Source organism: Tsukamurella pulmonis (genome assembly GCF_900103175.1).
Taxonomy (GTDB): domain Bacteria; phylum Actinomycetota; class Actinomycetes; order Mycobacteriales; family Mycobacteriaceae; genus Tsukamurella; species Tsukamurella pulmonis.
In genome coordinates, this window is the sequence record NZ_FNLF01000002.1 from 300,207 (window position 1) to 319,856 (window position 19,650).

At 67.2% G+C, this 19,650-nt stretch carries 18 protein-coding genes and 1 pseudogene; 12 read left to right on the forward strand and 7 right to left on the reverse strand.

Going from position 1 to position 19,650, the window contains the following annotated elements; genetic code table 11:
- Positions 1-86 precede the first annotated feature (86 nt).
- A pseudogene (locus BLQ62_RS01770) lies at positions 87-2,040 on the forward strand (heavy metal translocating P-type ATPase).
- A 58-nt stretch (positions 2,041-2,098) separates the two neighbouring features.
- Entirely contained in the window at positions 2,099-2,482 is a 384-nt protein-coding gene (locus BLQ62_RS01775) for a hypothetical protein (protein ID WP_068565100.1), read from the forward strand.
- A gap of 16 nt (positions 2,483-2,498) precedes the next feature.
- Here BLQ62_RS01775 and BLQ62_RS01780 read toward each other — a convergent pair whose 3' ends face one another.
- The 5 genes from BLQ62_RS01780 to BLQ62_RS01800 all read right to left on the reverse strand — a co-directional run bounded on the left by BLQ62_RS01780 (position 2,499) and on the right by BLQ62_RS01800 (position 5,876).
- Positions 2,499-2,831, reverse strand: coding sequence for a hypothetical protein (locus BLQ62_RS01780; protein ID WP_068565098.1), 333 nt, complete (start codon positions 2,829-2,831; stop codon positions 2,499-2,501).
- 143 nt (positions 2,832-2,974) lie between these two features.
- The gene (locus BLQ62_RS01785) at positions 2,975-4,312 is read right to left on the reverse strand and encodes an MFS transporter (protein WP_231857574.1); all 1,338 of its coding nucleotides are present in this window, start codon (positions 4,310-4,312) and stop codon (positions 2,975-2,977) included.
- Between the two features lie 85 nt (positions 4,313-4,397).
- On the reverse strand, positions 4,398-5,216 hold the full coding sequence (locus BLQ62_RS01790; RefSeq protein ID WP_040765953.1) for a hypothetical protein: 819 nt from the start codon (positions 5,214-5,216) through the stop codon (positions 4,398-4,400).
- Positions 5,217-5,268: 52 nt separating this feature from the next.
- The gene (locus BLQ62_RS01795; RefSeq protein WP_019201621.1) at positions 5,269-5,604 is read right to left on the reverse strand and encodes a metal-sensitive transcriptional regulator; all 336 of its coding nucleotides are present in this window, start codon (positions 5,602-5,604) and stop codon (positions 5,269-5,271) included.
- Positions 5,601-5,876, reverse strand: coding sequence for a YHS domain-containing protein (locus BLQ62_RS01800; RefSeq protein WP_019201622.1), 276 nt, complete (start codon positions 5,874-5,876; stop codon positions 5,601-5,603). Before BLQ62_RS01800 ends, BLQ62_RS01795 begins: the two co-directional genes overlap by 4 nt.
- A gap of 245 nt (positions 5,877-6,121) precedes the next feature.
- On the opposite strand from BLQ62_RS01800, the gene BLQ62_RS01805 reads away from it, so the two are divergent.
- The 3 genes from BLQ62_RS01805 (at position 6,122) to BLQ62_RS01810 (ending at position 8,853) form a co-directional block, all read left to right on the forward strand.
- On the forward strand, positions 6,122-6,334 hold the full coding sequence (locus BLQ62_RS01805) for a heavy-metal-associated domain-containing protein (RefSeq protein WP_019201623.1): 213 nt from the start codon (positions 6,122-6,124) through the stop codon (positions 6,332-6,334).
- A 5-nt stretch (positions 6,335-6,339) separates the two neighbouring features.
- Positions 6,340-6,522 (forward strand): hypothetical protein, encoded by a 183-nt coding sequence (locus BLQ62_RS23160; protein ID WP_139057781.1) that lies wholly within the window; start codon positions 6,340-6,342, stop codon positions 6,520-6,522.
- A 69-nt stretch (positions 6,523-6,591) separates the two neighbouring features.
- Positions 6,592-8,853 (forward strand): heavy metal translocating P-type ATPase, encoded by a 2,262-nt coding sequence (locus BLQ62_RS01810; RefSeq protein ID WP_414929908.1) that lies wholly within the window; start codon positions 6,592-6,594, stop codon positions 8,851-8,853.
- A gap of 83 nt (positions 8,854-8,936) precedes the next feature.
- Here BLQ62_RS01810 and BLQ62_RS01815 read toward each other — a convergent pair whose 3' ends face one another.
- Together BLQ62_RS01815 and BLQ62_RS01820 are read right to left on the reverse strand one after the other, a co-directional pair.
- On the reverse strand, positions 8,937-10,241 hold the full coding sequence (locus BLQ62_RS01815) for an MFS transporter (RefSeq protein WP_068537254.1): 1,305 nt from the start codon (positions 10,239-10,241) through the stop codon (positions 8,937-8,939).
- Positions 10,238-11,317, reverse strand: coding sequence for a PLP-dependent cysteine synthase family protein (locus tag BLQ62_RS01820; protein ID WP_068537251.1), 1,080 nt, complete (start codon positions 11,315-11,317; stop codon positions 10,238-10,240). Before BLQ62_RS01820 ends, BLQ62_RS01815 begins: the two co-directional genes overlap by 4 nt.
- Before the next feature lie 349 nt (positions 11,318-11,666).
- Between BLQ62_RS01820 and BLQ62_RS01825 the strand changes: the two genes are divergently transcribed.
- The 7 genes from BLQ62_RS01825 to BLQ62_RS01855 all read left to right on the forward strand — a co-directional run bounded on the left by BLQ62_RS01825 (position 11,667) and on the right by BLQ62_RS01855 (position 19,491).
- Positions 11,667-12,437 (forward strand): response regulator transcription factor, encoded by a 771-nt coding sequence (locus BLQ62_RS01825; protein WP_068537249.1) that lies wholly within the window; start codon positions 11,667-11,669, stop codon positions 12,435-12,437.
- Positions 12,434-13,684, forward strand: a complete 1,251-nt coding sequence (locus BLQ62_RS01830; RefSeq protein WP_068537247.1) for a sensor histidine kinase — start codon at positions 12,434-12,436, stop codon at positions 13,682-13,684. Before BLQ62_RS01825 ends, BLQ62_RS01830 begins: the two co-directional genes overlap by 4 nt.
- 310 nt (positions 13,685-13,994) lie before the next feature.
- Positions 13,995-15,488, forward strand: a complete 1,494-nt coding sequence (locus tag BLQ62_RS01835; protein ID WP_068565096.1) for a multicopper oxidase family protein — start codon at positions 13,995-13,997, stop codon at positions 15,486-15,488.
- A 198-nt stretch (positions 15,489-15,686) separates the two neighbouring features.
- On the forward strand, positions 15,687-16,250 hold the full coding sequence (locus BLQ62_RS01840) for a TlpA disulfide reductase family protein (protein WP_019201631.1): 564 nt from the start codon (positions 15,687-15,689) through the stop codon (positions 16,248-16,250).
- On the forward strand, positions 16,250-17,047 hold the full coding sequence (locus BLQ62_RS01845) for a cytochrome c biogenesis CcdA family protein (RefSeq protein ID WP_068565094.1): 798 nt from the start codon (positions 16,250-16,252) through the stop codon (positions 17,045-17,047). The genes BLQ62_RS01840 and BLQ62_RS01845 overlap by 1 nt, the downstream gene beginning before the upstream one ends.
- Before the next feature lie 222 nt (positions 17,048-17,269).
- Positions 17,270-18,787 carry an apolipoprotein N-acyltransferase gene (lnt, locus tag BLQ62_RS01850; RefSeq protein ID WP_082756363.1) on the forward strand — a complete coding sequence of 506 codons (1,518 nt, stop codon included), beginning with the start codon at positions 17,270-17,272 and terminating at the stop codon, positions 18,785-18,787.
- Positions 18,784-19,491, forward strand: coding sequence for a TlpA family protein disulfide reductase (locus tag BLQ62_RS01855; RefSeq protein ID WP_082756361.1), 708 nt, complete (start codon positions 18,784-18,786; stop codon positions 19,489-19,491). Before lnt ends, BLQ62_RS01855 begins: the two co-directional genes overlap by 4 nt.
- Positions 19,492-19,650 lie beyond the last annotated feature (159 nt).

Consider the following 19,650-nt stretch of genomic DNA (forward strand, 5'->3'; position numbering starts at 1 on the left):
TCCACCATTGATATGAAGAGATGTTCAGATATGCTGATGTTGTGTGGGTGTGCCGCACGAACCTGACTCGAGGAAGGGGGTCGGCGATGAACGCGGCGACTGTCCGATCCGGTGCTACGGATCGGAGCGCACAGGTGCTCGCTGTTGGGGCGCCTCGCACCCGACCGTTCGACCTCGCCGAAGTTCGTTGGGCTTCAGCGGCACTCGGGCTGTTCCTGCTCGGTCTGGCCGCGCAGCTCGCCGGCGCGCCGGCCTGGTCGTGGTGGGCGCTGTATCTGGCCTGTTACGCCGCCGGCGGGTGGGAGCCGGCGCTGGCTGGACTGCAGGCGTTGCGCGAGAAGACCCTCGACGTCGACCTGCTGATGGTGGTCGCCGCGATCGGCGCCGCCGCGATCGGACAGATCACCGACGGTGCGCTCCTGATCGTCATCTTCGCTACGTCCGGTGCACTCGAGGCGTGGGCGACGGCGCGAACCGAAGATTCCGTCCGCGGGCTGCTCGATCTCGCCCCCGACAGTGCCACCCTGCTCGACGCGGACGGAACTGAACGCACGATCGCGGCGGCAGACCTTGAGGTCGGCGATATGATCCGCGTCCGCCCCGGCGAGCGGATCGCCGCGGATGGCACCGTCATCGACGGGGCGAGCGAGGTCGACCAGGCCACGATCACCGGTGAACCGCTGCCCGTCGACAAGCACGTGGGAGACACTGTCTTCGCTGGCACCCTCAACGGCACCGGAGCGTTGACCATCCACGCGGATCGGCCCGCAGCGGATTCGGTCGTCGCCCGCATCGCCGCCATGGTCACGCAGGCCTCACAGACGAAGGCGCGCGCGCAGCTGTTCATCGAAAAGGTCGAGCAGCGCTACTCCATCGGCATGGTCATCTCCACGCTCGCGGTGTTCGCGATCCCGCTCCTGTTCGGCGCGGAACTGCGGTCCGCACTGCTACGGGCGATGACCTTCATGATCGTCGCCTCGCCCTGCGCGGTGGTCCTTGCGACGATGCCGCCGCTGCTCGCGGCGATCGCCAACGCCGGCCGCCGCGGCGTGCTGGTCAAGTCCGCGGTGGTGATGGAGAACCTGTCCACGATCGACACGGTCGCTTTCGACAAGACCGGCACCATCACCTCCGGTCGGCCTGCGCTCGCCGCCGCCGAACCCTTCGCCCCCGGCCCAGACCTCGACGCTGACGCGCTCGTGGGGATGGCTGCCGCCGTCGAGAAGCTCAGCGAACACCCGCTCGCCGCGGCGATCGTCGACGCAGCACGCGCGCGGGATCGAGGTGCGCACGGCCACCGACTTCGTCGCCGACCCCGGTAGCGGCGTCAGCGGCACCGTCGACGGACACCGAATCGCGGTACTGTCGCCGCACACCAGCGACACCGTGCTGCCACCCCACGCGGCTGGCCTGGTCGGAGAACTCGAAAGCCGCGGCGACACAGCGGTCGTCGTCACCAGGGATGGAACCCCCATCGGGGTGTTGGCGCTCACCGACACTCAACGAGCCGATGCCCGCGCCGCCGTCACTGCGCTGGGCAACGCCGGAATCGGCACCACACTCATTACGGGGGACAATCCGCGCGCCGCGCATCGGGTCGCGGACGGGGTCGGCATCACCGACGTCCGAGCCGGGTTGCTCCCGGACGGCAAGACCGCTGCCATCGACGAGCTGCGCACCGGCGGGCGGGCGGTGGCCATGGTCGGTGACGGCGTCAACGACGCCCCGGCACTGGCTACCGCGGACGTCGGAATCGCTATGGGCGGCGCCGGTTCGGATCTCGCCCTGCAGGCAGCGGACGTCGTCATCGTGCGCGAGGACCTCACCGCGGTTCCCGCCGTCATCGCCTTCGCTCAGCGTGCGCACCGCGTGGTGGTCGCCAACCTCACCATCGCCGCCAGCTTCATCGCGGTCCTGGTCGTCTGGGATCTGGTGGGTACGTTACCGCTGCCGCTCGGCGTGGCCGGTCACGAGGGCTCGACGATCATTGTCGGCCTCAACGGGCTGCGGCTACTGCGCCGCAACGCTTGGCCCGCGTAGCAGGGCGGGGTGGGACCGGGCTTGGTCGAGCGGGTGGCCGGCTGGCAGGCTCGCGGGCATGGCCGACGATCCCATCGCCGACGCACTGGCGAGTATCCGAGCTCGTTTCCTGCCCGGGGCGTACCCGATGCTCGAAATCAGGCCTGGCTGGTACCCGATCATCATCGACCTGGACCGGAAACTGAGCGCGATCGATCCGAGCTACCAGCTGGTGCAGGTCAAGGAGAAGTTCGGCGGCCTGCGCTATTACGTCGAATTCGAGCCCGACCGGACCCGGCCCGGGTTCGGTGACCTGATCCGCGCGGCCGAGCGGCGATCAGAGCGGACCTGCGAAGAATGCGGCGCCGAGGGCGCTCCCTCGCACCGCGGGAGCTGGGCCCGCACCCTGTGCGCCGCGGACGCCGCAGCGAGCGGCTTCGTCCCTGACACGCCGACCGTCTAAGGTTCGGCGACGTGGTTCACCGTTCGGTGTTGGCACTACGCCGTTCGAGCGGCACCGTCATTTCGTGACCGGCGAAGGTGAGCGTGATGCCGATGCCCTGAGCGCCGGCGGCCGTGAGGTGCCGATGGAGTTCATCGAGAACCTCAGCGGTGACGGCGGGACCGGCTATGGAGCTTGTCGCGGCCAACGCGCCGTCGAGCAACTGAACAGCCGCGCGGTACTGACGGTCGATCAAGGCCATCTCTGAGGTGATGGCGTCCACGCGTGTCCGGCGCTCCGGATCGGACAGGATCTGAGCCAGCCGGTCATTGCCTGAAACGAACTGCGCAGCCTCGTCGCTTGTCGCCATAGCGTCAGTATCCACCCACCGGACAGTGGTGACGGGGGCGGCCAGCTCGCGTCTATCAGGATTGGTTTCCTGCTTGAGATGAGGAGGCCGCGATATCCCGGCAAAGGTGCTGGAAGATCGTTGGCTGGACCGTCGCCTGGGCGTTACGCGGCTTGTGTGCAGGTGCACTGGCACTCGGTCAGGGTCCCGTCGGCAGCCGCAGCGTGACGCCATGCCTCATCGGGTAGGACCGCGCTATCTTCCTCCGCGGGGGCCGGTACCTGCGTGCCAGCGGGCACGACGCCGCGCCGCCATAGCAGCGGCGCGGCGATCGCACCGGCGCCGGCGATCAGCGCGAGTACCCCCCAGGCGGGTACGAGACCGAATCGCGTGGCCCCCCAACCCGCGATCGGGTAGGCGATGAGCCAAGCGAGGTGCGAGAGCGAGAACTGAGCCGCGAACACGGCAGCAACGTTCGCGGGCGCCACAGCAGCCCGCAGCACCTTTCCGGTCGGGGTGATCGCCAGCGCTGAGCCGGCACCACTGGCCAGCCAGATCACTGCGGTCACCGCCCAGCTCGGCCGGTCCACCGCAGCCATGGCAACCGCCGCGGTAGCCGCGGCGGTGAGCAGGCCGGCTCCGGTGAGCATCACGGCACGAGCGGTCACCCGGTCGAGCAGGCGAGGTACCGCCAGTGCCACAGCTAGGGTTCCACCGCCGGACGCCGCCATCATCCACGCGACATCGGACTCGGATCCGCTCAGTCGGTCACGGACGTAGTTGACCGTGTTCACCACGACAATCGAACCGGCCGCGGCGACGGCGAAGTTGACCGCGATGACTCCCCGCAAGCTGGCGGTACTTGTGAAGATCCGCAGGCCGGCGAAGATCCGGTCCGTTGGCCGCGCGGCACCCGAGGGTTTCGCGTTGGGCACCTTGGCTTGCAGTACCAGCACCGCGGATAGGACGAACCCGATCGCGGTACCGACGAAGAGCACATTGAACTCGATCACCAGCAACGCCAGCGCTGCCACGACCGGGCTGACCAGACTCTCCATCGTGTATGCAACTTGCGAGGCCGACAACGCGGTGGTGTACTCGCGCTCGTCGGTGATGATGTCGGGGATCACGGCTTGGAACGTAGGCGTGAACGCGGCCGACGCCGCCTGCAGTGATCCGATGAGCACGTAGATCTGCCAGACCTCAGTGACGAACGGCAACGCCAGCACGATCGCCGCACGGAACAGGTCCAGCGCAATCAGGAACGCGCGTCGCGGCAGCCGGTCGACGTACGCCGCCGCCACCGGTGCGATAACGACATAGAGAACCATCTTGATCGTCAGCGCCGTTCCCAGGACGACCGCTGCGGACGAGCCAGCGATGTCGTAGGCGAGCAGCCCGAGGGCGACCGTCGCTAGCCCGGTGCCGAGCAGCGCAACGATCTGCGCACTGAACAACAGGCGGAAATCGCGATGAGAAAAAGGCCCCACGATGGCTCCCAACTAGTTGGCGACGACGTCGATCGAACAGGGCCCGCAGCGCACGCCACCCCGGGCTCCGGAAAACCTAGTACTGCCTGAATCAGCGCTACTGATGGTGGTGCGCGCTCGCACCGCCAGTGACTGCACCGGTGGTGCCCCCGGTGGCAACGAGGGTGAAGTCCGCGGTCCGGACGGTGTCCTGATGTCGGAAATCCAGGAACAGCCGGTAGGTTCCCACGGAGGGAGCGACCGCGTGGAACCGGATCCGGGGACCTGCAGGCGTCTGCGGGTCCGACGGGCTCCCCTCGGGATGGATATGCAGGTAAGCGAGGTCACCGGCCCGCAACGCCACCAGGTGGCCGTACGCAGCAAGATAGGGCTGCAGATCGGTCACCGGGACGCCATTCCAGGTGACGACGGCCTGCAGCTCCCCGGCTTGGGCGGCAACGAGATCGCCCTCGAGCGTGACGGTGTAGTCGCCGCCGGTCCAGGCCCTTCTCAACTCAGGCAAGGGCCGAGGATGGAACCCGCCAGGCACGAACAGGTCGGCACCGAGCGTGAGCCCGTCCGGCGCGCCCTGCGGCACGAAATCGGCCAAGACCCGCCACACTCCCGGCGTGAGCGCCAGCTGCACAGTCCAGGACCCGGCACTGTCCATCGACGGATGGACGTGGTGAAAGACGCTGGTGTCGCGGCTCACAACGATCAAGTGCAACTGCTTGTCGTGACGTTCCTCGAAGGTGACTAGCGGCTCGCCGTCGGGCCCGAGGATCACAAAGCGAAGTTCCACGGTCCCGGCGTCGACGATCTGGATCGCCGGTTCGAAGCGATAGCCTCGAGCGGCGACCTGCAGCCCCTGTGGCACTTCGGGCCCAACGCCGTGACCGGCGTGTCCTGTGTGATCGGTATGCGAACCGTGCTCCATAACGTGCTCCTTCGCGGAAACGACAGCCACCGGGACGACACCCCGGGTGGACTCATGATCGGACGAGACGGGTGATCGCGGCAGTCGCTTCGTTCAGCTTGGTGTCGAGTTCCTGCTGGTCTGAGCGGGCGGCCTGGACGACGCAGTGCCGCATGTGGTCATCCAGCAACGCCAAGGCGAGCCCTTGCAGGGCGCTCGTCGCGGCACTGATCTGGGTCAGGATGTCGATGCAATACTGGTCCTCATCGATCATCCGCTCAATGCCACGCACCTGTCCCTCGATCCGCTTCGCCCGCATCAGATAGCGCGACTTATCGGTCAAATACCCGTGCTGCGCCGCACAGCACTCGGCCCGCTCGACCGCAACCGCGGGGATATCGGTGCTCACGCCGAGGCCGCCGTAACGTACTTGTGTGGGTCGGCGTCGAACCGAGGCCCGCACCCGGCGCAGCACAGGTAGTACCGCGTGCCCTCGAAGTCGCGGTAGAGGCCCTTGCTGACAGCGGCAGACTTGTCCACCACCGTGCCGGTCATGACGGGGCACTCCGCCGTGTCGGTACCGCCTGTGCCCGCCTGCCGGGCGCTGCGGGTCAGCTCGAGCGACTGCTCGCCGGGGCCGGTGTGCCCACAGCAAGACTGTCGGTGTGCATTGTCGGTCATCGTCGAACTCCTTCATCTCAGGCCCCCCGACCGTCTCACATTCACCTGAACGGGTACCCCAGCCGGGTACCCCGAATATATACCCCGGCGGGGTATTGACCGCAAGGGTTGCTCGGGATCGGCCGCGCGACCACCGCTCCGGCGCACTCGCCGCGACAGGAGGGCCTAGACATACCCGCCTGGGGTATGTTAAGCATGATTTGGAGATACCCACAGGGGGTATCTGAACTGGGTAGGAGAAGGCGATGACGACCAGCGAATACCAGGTGACAGGCATGACCTGCGGCCACTGCGAAATGTCCATCCGCGAGGAGGTCAGCCTTATCCCCGGTGTCGAGTCCATCGAGGTCAGCGCGCAGACGGGTCGGCTGCGTGTCACGGGAGCGCAGCAGGTGACCGACGAGCGGGTTCTCGCCGCGGTGGAAGAGGCTGGCTACTCGGCAGTGCGCAATCCATGAGTGCCATGCGCAGGCTGATCGTCTACGTGGTTGCGGTGACCGGTGTCTTCGCCAGCGCGTATGTGATCGGTGGGGTGGCAGTACCCGACTCGGCGGTCGCGCGGTGGGAGCACCGTGCCCCCGGTGGATCGCCCGCCGTGCCGGCGAGTGAACCGGGCGCCCCGCACGGTGGCGGCCACCAGCAGTGACGCAATGAAGCAGCGCGGGCCACAGGCCTGGCGATAGACCGCAAGTACGGATCGAGGAAAATGATGAGTGTGTCAGCGCCGTCGGGCGGCCGTAGTGTCGAGCTGGACATCGGCGGGATGACGTGCGCCTCGTGCGCGAACCGGATCGAGCGCAAACTCAACGGGCTCGATGGGGTCGAGGCCACGGTGAACTACGCCACGGAGAAGGCGAAGGTGCACGTCCCCGAGGGTTTCGATGCGCAGGCGCTGATCGACGAGGTGGCAAAGACCGGCTACTCGGCGACTCTCCCGCGGTCCTCGACGCCGGGGGCTGGAGGACCTGGTGCTGGGGTTGCCGGCGAGGACATGGACCCGGAGCTGACGTCCCTGAGGCAGCGGCTGATCGGCTCGGCTGTGCTGGCGGTGCCGGTAGTCGCGATGGCGATGGCACCGGCCCTACAGTTCACCTATTGGCAGTGGGCATCGCTCACGCTCGCTGCGCCAGTGATCGTCTGGGGTGCCTATCCGTTCCATCGGGCGGCGTGGATGAACCTCAAACACGGAACCGCCACCATGGACACCCTCATCTCGATGGGCACCCTAACAGCGTTCCTGTGGTCGCTGTACGCGTTGTTCCTCGGCACCGCCGGCACGCCCGGGATGACACACGGGTTCGAGTTCTCGATCGCTCCGTCGGACGGAGCAGGCAACATCTACCTCGAGGTCGGCGCAGGGGTCACGGTGTTCGTGCTCGCCGGCCGCTACTTCGAGAAGAGGTCCAAGCGGCAGGCCGGAGCAGCATTGCGCGCGCTCCTCGAGCTCGGCGTCAAGGACGTGGCAGTGCTGCGTGACGGCGCGGAGGTTCGGATCCCGGTCGCCGAGCTGGCCGTCGGCGACACCTTCGTGGTCCGACCGGGGGAGAAGGTCGCCACCGACGGGGTGGTCACGTCCGGATCCTCGGCCATCGATGCGTCGATGCTGACCGGCGAGTCCGTCCCGGTCGAGGTCTCCGTTGGGGACACGGTGACCGGAGCGACGGTCAATTCCGGAGGACGGCTTGAGGTGCGCGCCACCCGGGTCGGAGCGGATACGCAGCTCGCGCAGATGGCCAAGCTCGTCGAGGACGCGCAGACGGGGAAGGCCGAGGTGCAACGGCTCGCGGACCGGATCTCGGGTGTGTTCGTGCCGATCGTCATCGCGATCGCGTTCGCCACCCTCGGCGCGTGGCTCGGTGCTGGCTTCCCCGTCGCGGCCGCGTTCACTGCCGCGGTCGCCGTGCTCGTGATCGCCTGCCCGTGTGCACTCGGACTGGCCACGCCGACAGCGCTTCTCGTGGGAACGGGTCGTGGAGCCCAGATGGGTGTACTGATCAAGGGCCCGGAAGTGCTCGAGTCCACCCGCAAAGTCGACACCATCGTGCTCGACAAGACCGGAACGGTCACGACCGGCAAGATGACGCTGGCCGAGGTGATTGCAGAGGACGGCACCGACTCTGACGAACTGCTACGGCTAGCCGGCGCGCTGGAGAACGCCTCCGAGCATCCGATCGCCCAGGCCATTGCCGCCGCGGCTCGCGACAGTGGCGGAGAACTGCCCACACCGGAAGGTTTCGCCAACGTCGAAGGGCAAGGGGTGCAGGGCGTGGTCGACGGGCATGCCGTGATCGTGGGCCGCGAGAGTTTCCTGGCCGACTGGGCACTCGAACTCTCCCCTCGGACGGCGGCCGTGAAACGGGACGCCGAAGCGGACGGCAAGACCGTCGTGGCGGTCGGGTGGGACGGCCAGGCGACGGGCATCCTCGTTGTCGCTGACGCGGTCAAGCCGACCAGCGCCCAGGCGATCAGCGAACTGCGGGCCCTGGGACTGAAGCCGGTGCTGCTCACCGGTGACAACGCCGCCGTCGCACAACGAATCGCGGCCGAAGTCGGCATCGACGAGGTCATCTCCGAGGTGATGCCGCAGGACAAGGTGTCGGTGGTCAAGCGCCTGCAGGATCAGGGCAAGGTCGTCGCCATGGTCGGCGACGGCGTCAACGACGCACCCGCGCTGGCCCAGGCCGACCTGGGCCTGGCAATGGGAACTGGCACCGACGTCGCGATCGAAGCCTCCGACATCACCCTGGTACGCGGAGACCTGCGCAGCGCCGTTGACGCGATCAGGCTCTCTCGCAAAACGCTGAGCACGATCAAGACGAACCTGTTCTGGGCATTCGCCTACAACACCGCTGCGATACCGGTCGCTGCGGCGGGCATGCTCAACCCGATGCTGGCCGGCGCCGCGATGGCCTTCTCCAGCGTCTTCGTCGTCGGCAACAGCCTGCGGCTGCGTGGCTTCACCAGCGTCGCCAGCTAACGCCGCCCCGGCCCCAGCCCTCCACCGCGGAGGGTCGGGGCCCTGGGTAGCGGAACACCGCAGCACAGACGCTGGACAGCAGGTCACCGACGATCCCTTCCCGCCTCAACGGCCACGTCCGCCTCGCGGGCCGCGGCCTCGGGCCCACTCAGCGCGCCGGCTCGATAGAGCGCCCGCAGCGCGAGTGCCGCGCCGGAACCGACGATGATGAGCACGAGCCAGATCAGCGCCGGGAACCCGAGCCGGTTCCCCAATGACATGAGCGCCCCGGTGCCGAGGTTGCCGGCCAGGATCCCCACGCCGACCACCGTGTTGTAGAGCCCGTAGTGGGTAGCGACGAGTCGATTGCCGGAGAGGCTGACGACGGTGTCCATCTCGAAGGGGAAGACGGTCGCCGTGGCTATCGCCAGGCCCGCTGCCGCCAGCAACAGCGCCGCGATCGCGGCGGCCTGCCCGGCCAGCGCCGTGGTCGGCACGGCTACGAGCGGCACGAACGCAGCTGTCATCAGCGCCATCCCGATGCCAAGGCTACGGGTGGGCCCGAACCTGCTGCGGAACAGCGCGGTGATCCGCAGCTGCCCGGCCACGGCAATCACACCGGTGACCACGAACACGGCTGCGACCAGGTACGACGAGGCCTGCTCGCTGCCTGTGATCGACGCCGCGTGCAGTGGCAGCGCGAGATAGACCTGGAAGGAGAGCACGTACGAGCCGATCATCGCGCAGGAGAACAGGACGAACGGGCGGTTGCCGGCCACAATCCGCCAGTCAGCGAGGACCGACTGCCGTGGGCCGGCTAGGTCCGTGCGATCGCGTCGGTCGCGCGGCAGCGCGAGGATCTGTGCGATGGTCAGCACGCCGAACACTCCGGCGGCGACCGCCGATGTCGCCTGGAAGTCGAAGGCCATCAGTGCCACCCCGACCAGCGGGCCGATGAGGATGCCGCCCTGGTAGAAGATGTTGAAGATGGCGAATGCCTCGATCCGCCGGTCGCCGGCGTCGGCGGCGAGGTACGCGCGCACGGCTGGGTTGAACAACGCCCCGGCGAACCCAGTAGCTGCGGATGCGATGAGTAGTGCGGGTAGCGAGTCCACCGTCGCCAGCAAGGCGAATCCGATGGTCCGCAGTAGACACCCAGCGACGATAAGGGGCTTGAACCCCAGACGGTCGGCGAGGGTGCCGCCGATGAGGAACATGCCCTGCTGGGAGAAGTTGCGAATCCCCATGACGAGCCCGATGGCCCAGCCTGCGAGCCCGACGGGGCCTGCGAGGTACCCGGCGAGGTAGGGCATGAGCATGTAGAAGCCCAGGTTGATGGTGAACTGATTGACCATCAACACCTGGCTGGGCCGGTCGAACGTTCGGAACGTGGCGAGCGGCCCCCTCATACGATGGTCAGCGGGTTGCAGACAGCGGTGGTGCGGGACCAGCGGTGCACGACAGTGGAGGTCGGGTCGGAGATGGTGATCGGCGCCGACGGCGGCGCCACGGTCGGATTGATGTCGTTGGCGTTGCAGAACTCGTCGCTGTAGACCGTTCCGTAATAGCGCTGGGGGCCGTCGGGGAAGATCGCGGCGACGACCGTGTCAGGCGAGCGAGTGCCGGCGATCCATCCGGCCACTTGGGCGACGGCACCGACGCTCCAGCCGCCGGTGGCATAGTGCGTCGCGGCAAGAGTCCGGCACGCCCACACCGATTCCGCGGGCGCCACCCAGTGCACCTCGGAGAACGCCGAGTAGTCGACGTTCTCCGGGTATATGCTCGAGCCCAGGCCTCGCATGAGCCGCTTGCGCGCGGGCTGCCCGAAGATCGTCGACCCGACGGTGTCGACCCCGATGAGCTGTAGGTCTGGCAGGAACTGCCTCAGGGTGCGGCTGACCCCAGCTGAATGTCCACCGGTGCCGACCGAACAGACCAGTACGTCGATGTGCCCGAGTTGGGTCAATAGCTCGAGTGCCAGCGGCTGGTACGCGCTGACGTTATCCGGGTTGGTGTACTGATCCGGGCACCAGGCAGTCGGGTCCGAAGCCAGGTGCTCACAGACTCGGTCTCGGCGCGCTTGCTGCCAACCTCCGGTCGGATGAGGTTCGGTCACCAAGTCGACCTCGGCGCCGTACGCGGCGAGCATCTGGGTCAGGATCGGCTCCAGCCCAGGGTCGGTCACCAGCGTCACCGGATGACCGTGCACGATGCCCGCCAAAGCCAGCCCCAGCCCGAGAGTCCCGCTGGTCGACTCCACGATCCGTGCGCCCGGGGAGAGATCCCCCCGCGCCTTCGCGCGTTCGATCATATGTAGGGCCGGCCGGTCCTTCATTCCTCCGGGATTGAACCCCTCGAGTTTGGCCCAGAACCCGTGCCCGGCCGGCGCGAACGGTTCGGCGATCCGCATCACCGGAGTGTTGCCGACCAGGGCCGCCGGGCGCTCCGAGACAGGTCCGATGTCGACGAGTGACCGGGCGGGCAACGGCGGGTGCAGCAATGACAGTGGGGGGCGAGAATCAGGAACCGTGGTCACTTCGGTGCTCACGTGCTGGGGTCCTTTCGGAAGCGGAAAAGGGCGGCACAGGTGTGTGGCACGCCACCCGCCGCGACGGTCTTGCAGGACCAGGACGGTCAGCGTGAGTCGGCAGATGGCGTGCCCGTGGCCCGCCGGGTGAAGACGTGCCACCGGTGATCAGTCCGGTGAGGGGTATCTGATCGCCCTCGACTGTGCGTGCCCTAACCAGGCCGTTATGTGTGCTCAAGATCAAGATTTGCTCAAGAACCGCGCCTCGGGTCGATCCTGGGCATACGGTCAGGCCACGATGGGAGGCATGGATGCGATTGTTGCCGAGCCCAAGCCGACGGCGGTGACCGAACCGCGGCCGAAGCTGGGCCTGCGCGCGATGGTTGTCGAGGACGAGCCGGACCTCGCCGAGGTCATCGCCGACTACCTTCAGCGCAGTGGTTTCGATGTCGAGATCACCGGCGATGGAGCGGCCGCAGTCGCCGCCGCGCACCGAACTCCACCGGATGTCGTCGTCCTCGACCTCGGGCTGCCCTCGCTCGACGGTGTCGAAGTGTGCCGGCAACTGCGCACCTTCTCGGACGCCTACGTTGTCATGGTCACCGCCCGCGCCGACGAAGTCGACACCCTGGTCGGCCTGTCGGTCGGGGCGGACGACTACCTGACCAAACCGTTCAGCCCGCGGGAGCTGATCGCCCGAATCGAAGCAATGCTGCGCCGCCCCCGCGCCGGAACCGTCAACGGGCCCGCCGTGGCACAGGGCGCGGAGCGCCGCATCGGGGATCTGCTAATCGACCCGAGCGGTCGGGAGGTGAGCGTCGCCGGTAGACCCGCGGCTCTCACCCGCACCGAGTTCGACCTTCTCGACGTCCTCTCGCGCCGCCCGGGCATGGTGTTCAGCCGCGACCAACTGCTCGCCGAACTCTGGGGACCGACCTGGGTCGGCGATGCACACGTCGTCGACGTCCACATCGCCAGCCTGCGTCGCAAGCTCGGCGACACCACCACCGAACGGCGCTACATCCGCACCATCCGCGGCATCGGTTACCGAATGGGTGACGGCCGGTCGAAGCAATGAGCGCGCCCCGATCCGACGCACGGCGCACCCGTCGCCCACGTTCGGGGTTCACCACCAGGCTGTTCATCGCCCAGACCATCGTCATCGCCGCTGGCGCTGGGGCCTCCGCGCTGGTGGCGTGGACTGTCGCACCGCACCTGTTCCACACCCACATGGCCCACGCCGGCCTGCCGACCGCCTCACCCCAAGCCAAACACGTCGAGGAGGCGTTCGCCTCCTCACTGGTGGTATCCGTCTCGGTCGCCCTATTGAGCTCCATGGTCCTCGCACTCGTCGTCAGTTGGCTGATCACCCGCCGCGTCCGACGCTCCATCGGCGCCGTGGTGACCTCGACGGCGAACATCGCCGCCGGCAACCACGCGATTCGCGTCCCGCCCAGCCGCTTGGGCCGCGAATTCAGCGACCTGACCCGCAGCGTGAACCGACTCGCCGAGCAGATCGATACCACCGAAGAGATCCGCCAGCAGATGCTCTCCGACCTCGCCCATGAACTTCGGACGCCGATCACCACCATCACCGCCCAAATCGAAGCCGCCGAGGACGGCATCCGCACACCAGGCGTGCAAATGTACGGCGTCATCCGCAGCGCCACCGGTCGCCTCAAGCGACTCGCTGACGACATCGATGCTGTCTCCCGCGCCGGCGAACGACAACTACGCGTCGAAGCAGAGCCGACCGCGGTCAACGACATCACCACCGCCGCGGTCCGTGAGGCGCAACCCGGCTACGACGCTGTAGGTATCCACCTCGGCCTCGGGCCCACCACCACCGACCTCGTCGACGCCGACCGTGCCCGCATCGGCCAGACCCTCGCGAACCTGCTCAGCAACGCACGCCGACACACCCCACCGGGAGGCAGCGTCACGGTCAGTAGCCGCCGCCGCGACCACAACCTCATCGACATCATCGTCGAGGACACAGGCGAAGGCATCGCCAGCGAACACCTCCCACACATCTTCGACCGCTTCTACCGCACTGACACCTCTCGCAGCCGCGACGCCGGCGGCAGCGGTATCGGCCTGACTATCGCCCGCGCGCTCGCCGAGGCCCACGACGGATCCCTCACCGCCACCAGCCGCGGGCCCGGACAAGGCGCCCAGTTCACCCTGACCCTGCCGGTCTACAAACGCCGCAACACCAAGCGAGAACACCCACCACCGGAACCCGGTACAGCCTCGAGCCCACTACCCCGACCGCCCCTTCAACGAACCCCACAGAGAATCCCTGCCAGAAAGACGAACCGATGAACCCGAAACGACTGATCACCACCGCCGCCGTCACCGCCACTATTGCCCTCGCCGTCACCGCCTGCGGCGACGACATGTCCACGATGAACATGAACGACGACACCAGCACTACCCCCACCTCAACCCAACCGTCGATGCCCGCAGGCCACTCGATGAGCAGCTCCCCGACTTCATCGCCGACACCTCACACAAGCATGCCGGGTATGTCGGGTATGCCAGGGATGGGCGACGGCAGCCCGACAGTCAGCCCCGCTGCCCCCTAAGCAGGGCCGCCCCCGACTTCCTCGACGTCAAACCAAGGAACCAATTCATGACACCGGTGACCAGACGAACAGCCCTCTTCGGCGGTCTCGCCGCGCTCAGCGTCGGCGCGCTCGCCGCATGTGGCGACAAGACCGCCAGCACGCCGAGTGGTGCCTCTCGTGCGCTGCAAGGACCGCCACTACAGGCCACACCCCAGGCCGGACAGAAGGTCGTTGAGACGACCCTCACCGCGCGCGAGACCACCGTAGACCTCGGCGGTATCACCGCCCGTACCTGGGCCTACGACGACGCCCTCCCCGGCAAGGTCCTGCGCGCCAACGCCGGAGACTTCCTCCGCGTCACCCTCGACAACAAGCTTCCCGCCGACACCACCATCCACTGGCATGGCATCCGCCTGCGTAACGAAGCTGACGGCGTTCCCGGCGTCACCCAGGATGCTGTGCGCCCCGGGGGGCGATTCGTCTACGAGTTCACCGCCCCGGACGCCGGTACCCACTACTTCCATCCCCACGTCGGTGCCCAGCTCGACCGTGCCCTCTACGCTCCGATCATCATCGACGACCCCAATGAGCGAGGCGCCTTCGACGCGGAGTGGATCGTCGTCCTCGATGACTGGACCGACGGCATCGGCAAGAACCCTGACCAGATCCTTGCCGACTTCCAGGCCAAGACCGGACCTTTGCAGACCGGGATGGGCGGGATGGGTGGCATGGACCACTCCTCGATGCCTGGCATGGGAAGCTCTCCGCTGGGCGATGCTGGTGACGTGGTCTACCCGCACTACCTCATCAACGGCCGGATCCCTGCGGCGCCGACCGAGTTCCGCGCCAAGCCCGGACAACGCATCCGCCTGCGGATCATCAACGCCGGCTCCGACACCGTCTTCCGCGTTGCCCTCGGCGGTCACACGATGACCGTCACCCACACCGACGGACACAGGGTCAACGACATGCAGGCCCGCGCGCTCTTCGTCGCTATGGGGGAACGCTACGACGTGACCGTCACCGCAGGCGACGGCGCGTTTCCGCTAGTCGCCGCGGCTGAGGGCAAGAAGGGCCAGGCTCTGGCAGTCCTGCGCACAGGCTCTGGCGCCGCACCCGCCGCCGACATTCGCCCCGCGGAACTGGACGGCGCGGTCCTGCTCGGCGCCACCGAACTCGCCGCCGCGGACTCCGCGCGCCTTCCTGACGCCCAGCCCGACTCCACGATCAAGGTCGCGCTCAACGGCCAGATGGACCCGTACGCCTGGGGCATTAACGGCAAGAAGCACGGCGAAGACACGCCTCTGCGCGTCAGCAAGGGCCAGCGACTGCGGATGCAGATCACCAACGAAACGATGATGCTTCACCCCATGCATATCCACGGCCACACCTGGGGCCTCCCCGGCAGTGGCGGACTGCGCAAGGACACGGTGCTCATCAAGCCCATGGGCTCGGTCGAGGTCGACCTCGACGCGGACAACCCCGGAACCTGGGCCCTGCACTGCCACAACATCTATCACATGGAGATGGGCATGATGACCACCCTCAAGTACACCTGACGCGACCGACGTCTCCGCGGCTGCCCCCGATGGCGAGTGCGACCGACCAGCCACCAACTACTATGCTACTTAGTAGTTGGTGGCTGGTTCGTTAGCCGCCGAGAAGGGGTGAGGATGCGACGACAGTCCACACGGGCATCGCTGGGCGATGATGACTGTCCCCCGAGCGGCAGCTCGAGTCTGCGCCGGTGCGCCGGTGTGATCGCGGTGCTTGTGGTCGCGATGCTGCTCGGCGGGTGCGTTCAGCTCAGCGACCGGGCACGTGATGGCGGGATCATCGCTCCGGATGGCAAGGCCAGGCACTTCTACCCGCCCGAGCGGCGCAGCGTCGTCGGTGAGCTGTCCGGACGTAGTGTCACTGATCCCGGGGCCACGCTGCGACTGTCGGACTACGCCGGAAAGGTCGTGGTGATCAACGTCTGGGGCTCCTGGTGCGCCCCCTGTCGTCTCGAGGCTCCTGCTCTGGAAAAGGTGTACACGGCGCGCAAGTCCAAGGGTGTGCAGTTTCTCGGTATCGACGTTCGTGAAACCGCCGGCGACGATGCGGCGCGGGACTTCATCCGCTCCCACGGGCTGACCTATCCGTCGATCTACGATCCCCCTGGCAAGACGCTGCTAGCGCTCGGTGAGCAGTATCCGACCACAGTAGTGCCGATGACCTTCGTCCTTGATCGGCAGCATCGCGTGGCCGCGGCATACCTGACGACGATCGACGAGAAGACCCTCACCGATGCCGTGGACCGCGTCGCCGGGGAGGGCTGATGGGACAAGCCTTTGCCGACGCCGCCGTGTCAGGTCCGCTGATCCTGGCGATCGGGGCATGCCTGCTCGCCGGGTTGGTGTCCTTCGCCTCGCCGTGCATCGTGCCCCTTGTTCCCGGCTACTTGTCGTACCTCGCGGGGCTGGTCGGCGCCGAGGCTCCAGCGACGTCGATCGCAGAGCTCGGCGGCAGCGGAAAGGCGGTAGACCGGTCCGGTCGGTGGAGAGTGCTCGGCGCAGCCGCGTTGTTCGTCGGCGGGTTCACAGCGGCCTTCCTCTTGATGACGATGTCGGTGTTTGGTCTGGCGGCGACGATTCGGCTCAATGCAGAGACGCTGATGCGGATAGGTGGGGGAATCACCATCATCATGGGCTTGGCGTTCATCGGATTGGTCCCGGCACTTGCCCGCGAGGTGCGTTTTGCGCCACGACCCTGGACCACGCTTGCCGGTGCCCCGCTGCTGGGCGGGGTGTTCGCGCTCGGCTGGACTCCCTGTATCGGTCCCACCCTGGCGGGGATCATGTCGATCATTGTGGGCACCAACGCTGCACCGGCACGCGGTGCCGCGCTGGTGGTGGCCTACTGCGTAGGCCTGGGCCTGCCGTTCATCGCACTCGCCGTCGGATCGACCGCCGCGGTGCGGGCCGTCGGATGGCTTCGCCGCAACAGCCGACGCATCCAGGTCGCCGGCGGCGTGCTCATGATCGTCGTCGGACTCGCCCTGGTCACCGGCTACTGGTCCGACTTCGTCGACATGGTCCGGCGGCTCTTCGTCTCCAACATCGTCATGCCGATCTGACAGGAATCGCCGTCGACACGCACCAACCAGTACGCCCGCGATCGCCCAGACGACTCGCGACGAGCAGCACCACCACGGTCCAGAATTGAGGAGATCTCACTCGTGACCACGCAGACAGCACGAAGGCTCCCATCCGCGACATCCACTCGGTGGGGGCCGACTCATTGGCCGTGGACGCACACAGCGGTCAGGCTACTTCTGGCTGCCGCCGGCGGCGGAGCGATGTTCATCTCGTTCCCACCCACCGCGCTGTGGGGAGCGGCGCCGGTCGGTGTCGCGCTCGTGGTCGCCGCCGTGTGGGGCTGCGGAATCGGCCAAGCCCTGCTGTACGGTTACGCCGCGGGGCTGGCGTTCTTCCTGCCCTTGCTTCCGTGGGTAGGCATCTACGTTGGGGCTGGGCCGTGGATCGCGCTCGCCGCGGTCGAAGCCGTCGCGGTAGCGGTGTTCGGCGCCTTGGTCAGCCGGATGGTGGTTCTCCCCGGCTACCCGCTGTGGTGCGCCTGCGCGTGGACAGCGACGGAGGCACTGCGCAGCCGCCTGCCATTCGGCGGGTTCCCTTGGGGAAAGTTGGCGTTCGGGCAGACCGATGGGCCTCTCGTACAGTTGGCCGCGGTCGGCGGCGCACCGGCTGTCTCGTTCGCGGTCGCCCTCATCGGGTGCTCCGGTTTCGCCGTGGTCCGCGCGGCACTGCGGAGGTCACCGCGCGCTGCTGTCCGTGCGTCGCTTGGTGGCATCCTCCCGTTCGCCGGCGCAGCACTCCTAATCGCGCTACCAGCGTACGAACCGCGAGCGAGCGTGACCGTTGCGGTGATCCAAGGCAACGTTCCCCGCCTAGGACTGGACTTCAATGCTCAGCGTGCCGCAGTGCTCGAGAATCACCTACGACGCACCGAGGACCTCGCCAGTGCCATCGAATCTGGCCAGATGCCCCGGCCCGCCATGATCGTCTGGCCCGAGAACGCCTCGGATATCGACCCGCTGCGCGATCGGCAGGTGCGCGCGCGGATCGATGAGACGGTCAACAGGCTCGGCGTACCTGTCCTCGTCGGTGCAGTACTCTCCGCCGACGACGGCACATCACGCAACGTCTCCATCGTCTGGAACCCCGGCTCCGGTCCAGGGCAGCAACACATCAAGCGGCGACTGGTGCCCTTCGGGGAGTACCTACCGATGCGGCCGGTCGCAACCCGCCTGTCCGCATACGCCGACAAGGCCGGCCGGTTCGTGCCTGGCGATGGTGACGGCATTGTCACCCTCGCTGGCATACCGACCGCGGCTGCCATCTGCTACGAAGTGGCCTTCGACGACCTCATCCGTGAATCTGTACGTGGTGGAGCTCAGCTGATCACCGTGCCCACCAACAACGCGACGTTCGGCCGCACGGCCATGTCATTCCAACAACTGGCGATGTCCCGACTGCGGGCCATTGAGCACCGCCGCACCGTCCTGATCGCCGCGACGAGTGGCGTCAGCGCAGTCGTTACCCCGGACGGGACGGTCACCGACCAGTCCGCACTGTTCAGTGCGGATACTCTGATCGCGACAGTTCCCCTCGACGACCGGCTCACACTCGCCACCCGCTGGGGCGCGTTGCCCGAAGCGATCACGTCCGCCCTGGCCGCTGCGGCTCTGATCGCCGCAACGGTGTTCAAACGGCGCGCACGTCGCACCTCCGGTCTCAAACGGTCGGTCCCCGCCGATACGACGCCCGTGCCCATCGACGAGCAGAAGAGCCCATGAGCGTCGCCCTCCCCCCCGTACCCGACGAGAGCGCCTCAACCCCGCCGTGGCATCGCCGGCACCGGTACGCATTGGCCCTGATCGCGATCGCTGCCGCGCTGCTGCTCATCGCCATCTCGACCGCGCACTCGCTCACAGAAAAACCAGGAGACCACGATACGGCCTCCACCGGCACTCGCACTGGAACCGAGGCTCCACTCCAGACCAGCTTAGCCCGTGGTGAACCTAAACCGCAGTGCGGCGGAACGAAATCGGCATCAGCCCGACCCGCTGGGCCCCTGGCTGATCTGTCTGAGCCCTGCCTCAGTACCCCCGATGTGATAAACCTCGGACAACTCACCGTAGGAAGAACCACCTTGCTCAACTTCTGGGCGTCCTGGTGCGGGACATGTCGCGAAGAAATGCCGATCCTCTCGCGCTACGCCCAACGCCCCGAGGCAGTCCAGGTACTCGGGATCAACGTCCGCGACGTCGAGAGTTACGCCCGCACCTTCGCCACCGATCTCGCTCTCGCGTACCCGAGCATCATCGACGCAGACGGCGCGGTGGCGAGGGCACTGCAGATCCCGCCTTTGCTGCCGCTGTCCTTTCTCGTCCGCCCCGACGGCTCCGTGCAGCGGATCGTGGACCCGCTGGTCTTCCGATCAGTACAGGACATCGAGGACGCTGTTGCGAGGGCGCAACCCTCGCTGCCGGGCAAGTGAGCGCTTTAGTCGATGGAACGGGTCACAACACCCACCCTGTACCTACTCGACGACTCGCCGCGCCTGGTGCCGGTACCGGCGCAGCGGGTGAGAGTACCTCGCGTGCGGGCCTGATGGGCTCGACCACTCACCATAAAGTACTATGCAAATTAGTAGTTG

What these genes read in the sequence shown, in the direction of transcription:
- BLQ62_RS23160 (WP_139057781.1), top strand. Translation starts at nt 6,340, where the DNA reads ATGCGCAGGCTGATCGTCTACGTGGTTGCGGTGACCGGTGTCTTCGCC.
- BLQ62_RS01815 (WP_068537254.1), bottom strand. Translation starts at nt 10,241, where the DNA reads ATGAGGGGGCCGCTCGCCACGTTCCGAACGTTCGACCGGCCCAGCCAG.
- BLQ62_RS01855 (WP_082756361.1), top strand. Translation starts at nt 18,784, where the DNA reads ATGAGCGTCGCCCTCCCCCCCGTACCCGACGAGAGCGCCTCAACCCCG.
- lnt (WP_082756363.1), top strand. Translation starts at nt 17,270, where the DNA reads ATGTTCATCTCGTTCCCACCCACCGCGCTGTGGGGAGCGGCGCCGGTC.
- BLQ62_RS01845 (WP_068565094.1), top strand. Translation starts at nt 16,250, where the DNA reads ATGGGACAAGCCTTTGCCGACGCCGCCGTGTCAGGTCCGCTGATCCTG.
- BLQ62_RS01805 (WP_019201623.1), top strand. Translation starts at nt 6,122, where the DNA reads ATGACGACCAGCGAATACCAGGTGACAGGCATGACCTGCGGCCACTGC.
- BLQ62_RS01830 (WP_068537247.1), top strand. Translation starts at nt 12,434, where the DNA reads ATGAGCGCGCCCCGATCCGACGCACGGCGCACCCGTCGCCCACGTTCG.
- BLQ62_RS01775 (WP_068565100.1), top strand. Translation starts at nt 2,099, where the DNA reads ATGGCCGACGATCCCATCGCCGACGCACTGGCGAGTATCCGAGCTCGT.
- BLQ62_RS01800 (WP_019201622.1), bottom strand. Translation starts at nt 5,876, where the DNA reads ATGACCGACAATGCACACCGACAGTCTTGCTGTGGGCACACCGGCCCC.
- BLQ62_RS01825 (WP_068537249.1), top strand. Translation starts at nt 11,667, where the DNA reads ATGGATGCGATTGTTGCCGAGCCCAAGCCGACGGCGGTGACCGAACCG.
- BLQ62_RS01835 (WP_068565096.1), top strand. Translation starts at nt 13,995, where the DNA reads ATGACACCGGTGACCAGACGAACAGCCCTCTTCGGCGGTCTCGCCGCG.
- BLQ62_RS01790 (WP_040765953.1), bottom strand. Translation starts at nt 5,216, where the DNA reads ATGGAGCACGGTTCGCATACCGATCACACAGGACACGCCGGTCACGGC.
- BLQ62_RS01780 (WP_068565098.1), bottom strand. Translation starts at nt 2,831, where the DNA reads ATGGCGACAAGCGACGAGGCTGCGCAGTTCGTTTCAGGCAATGACCGG.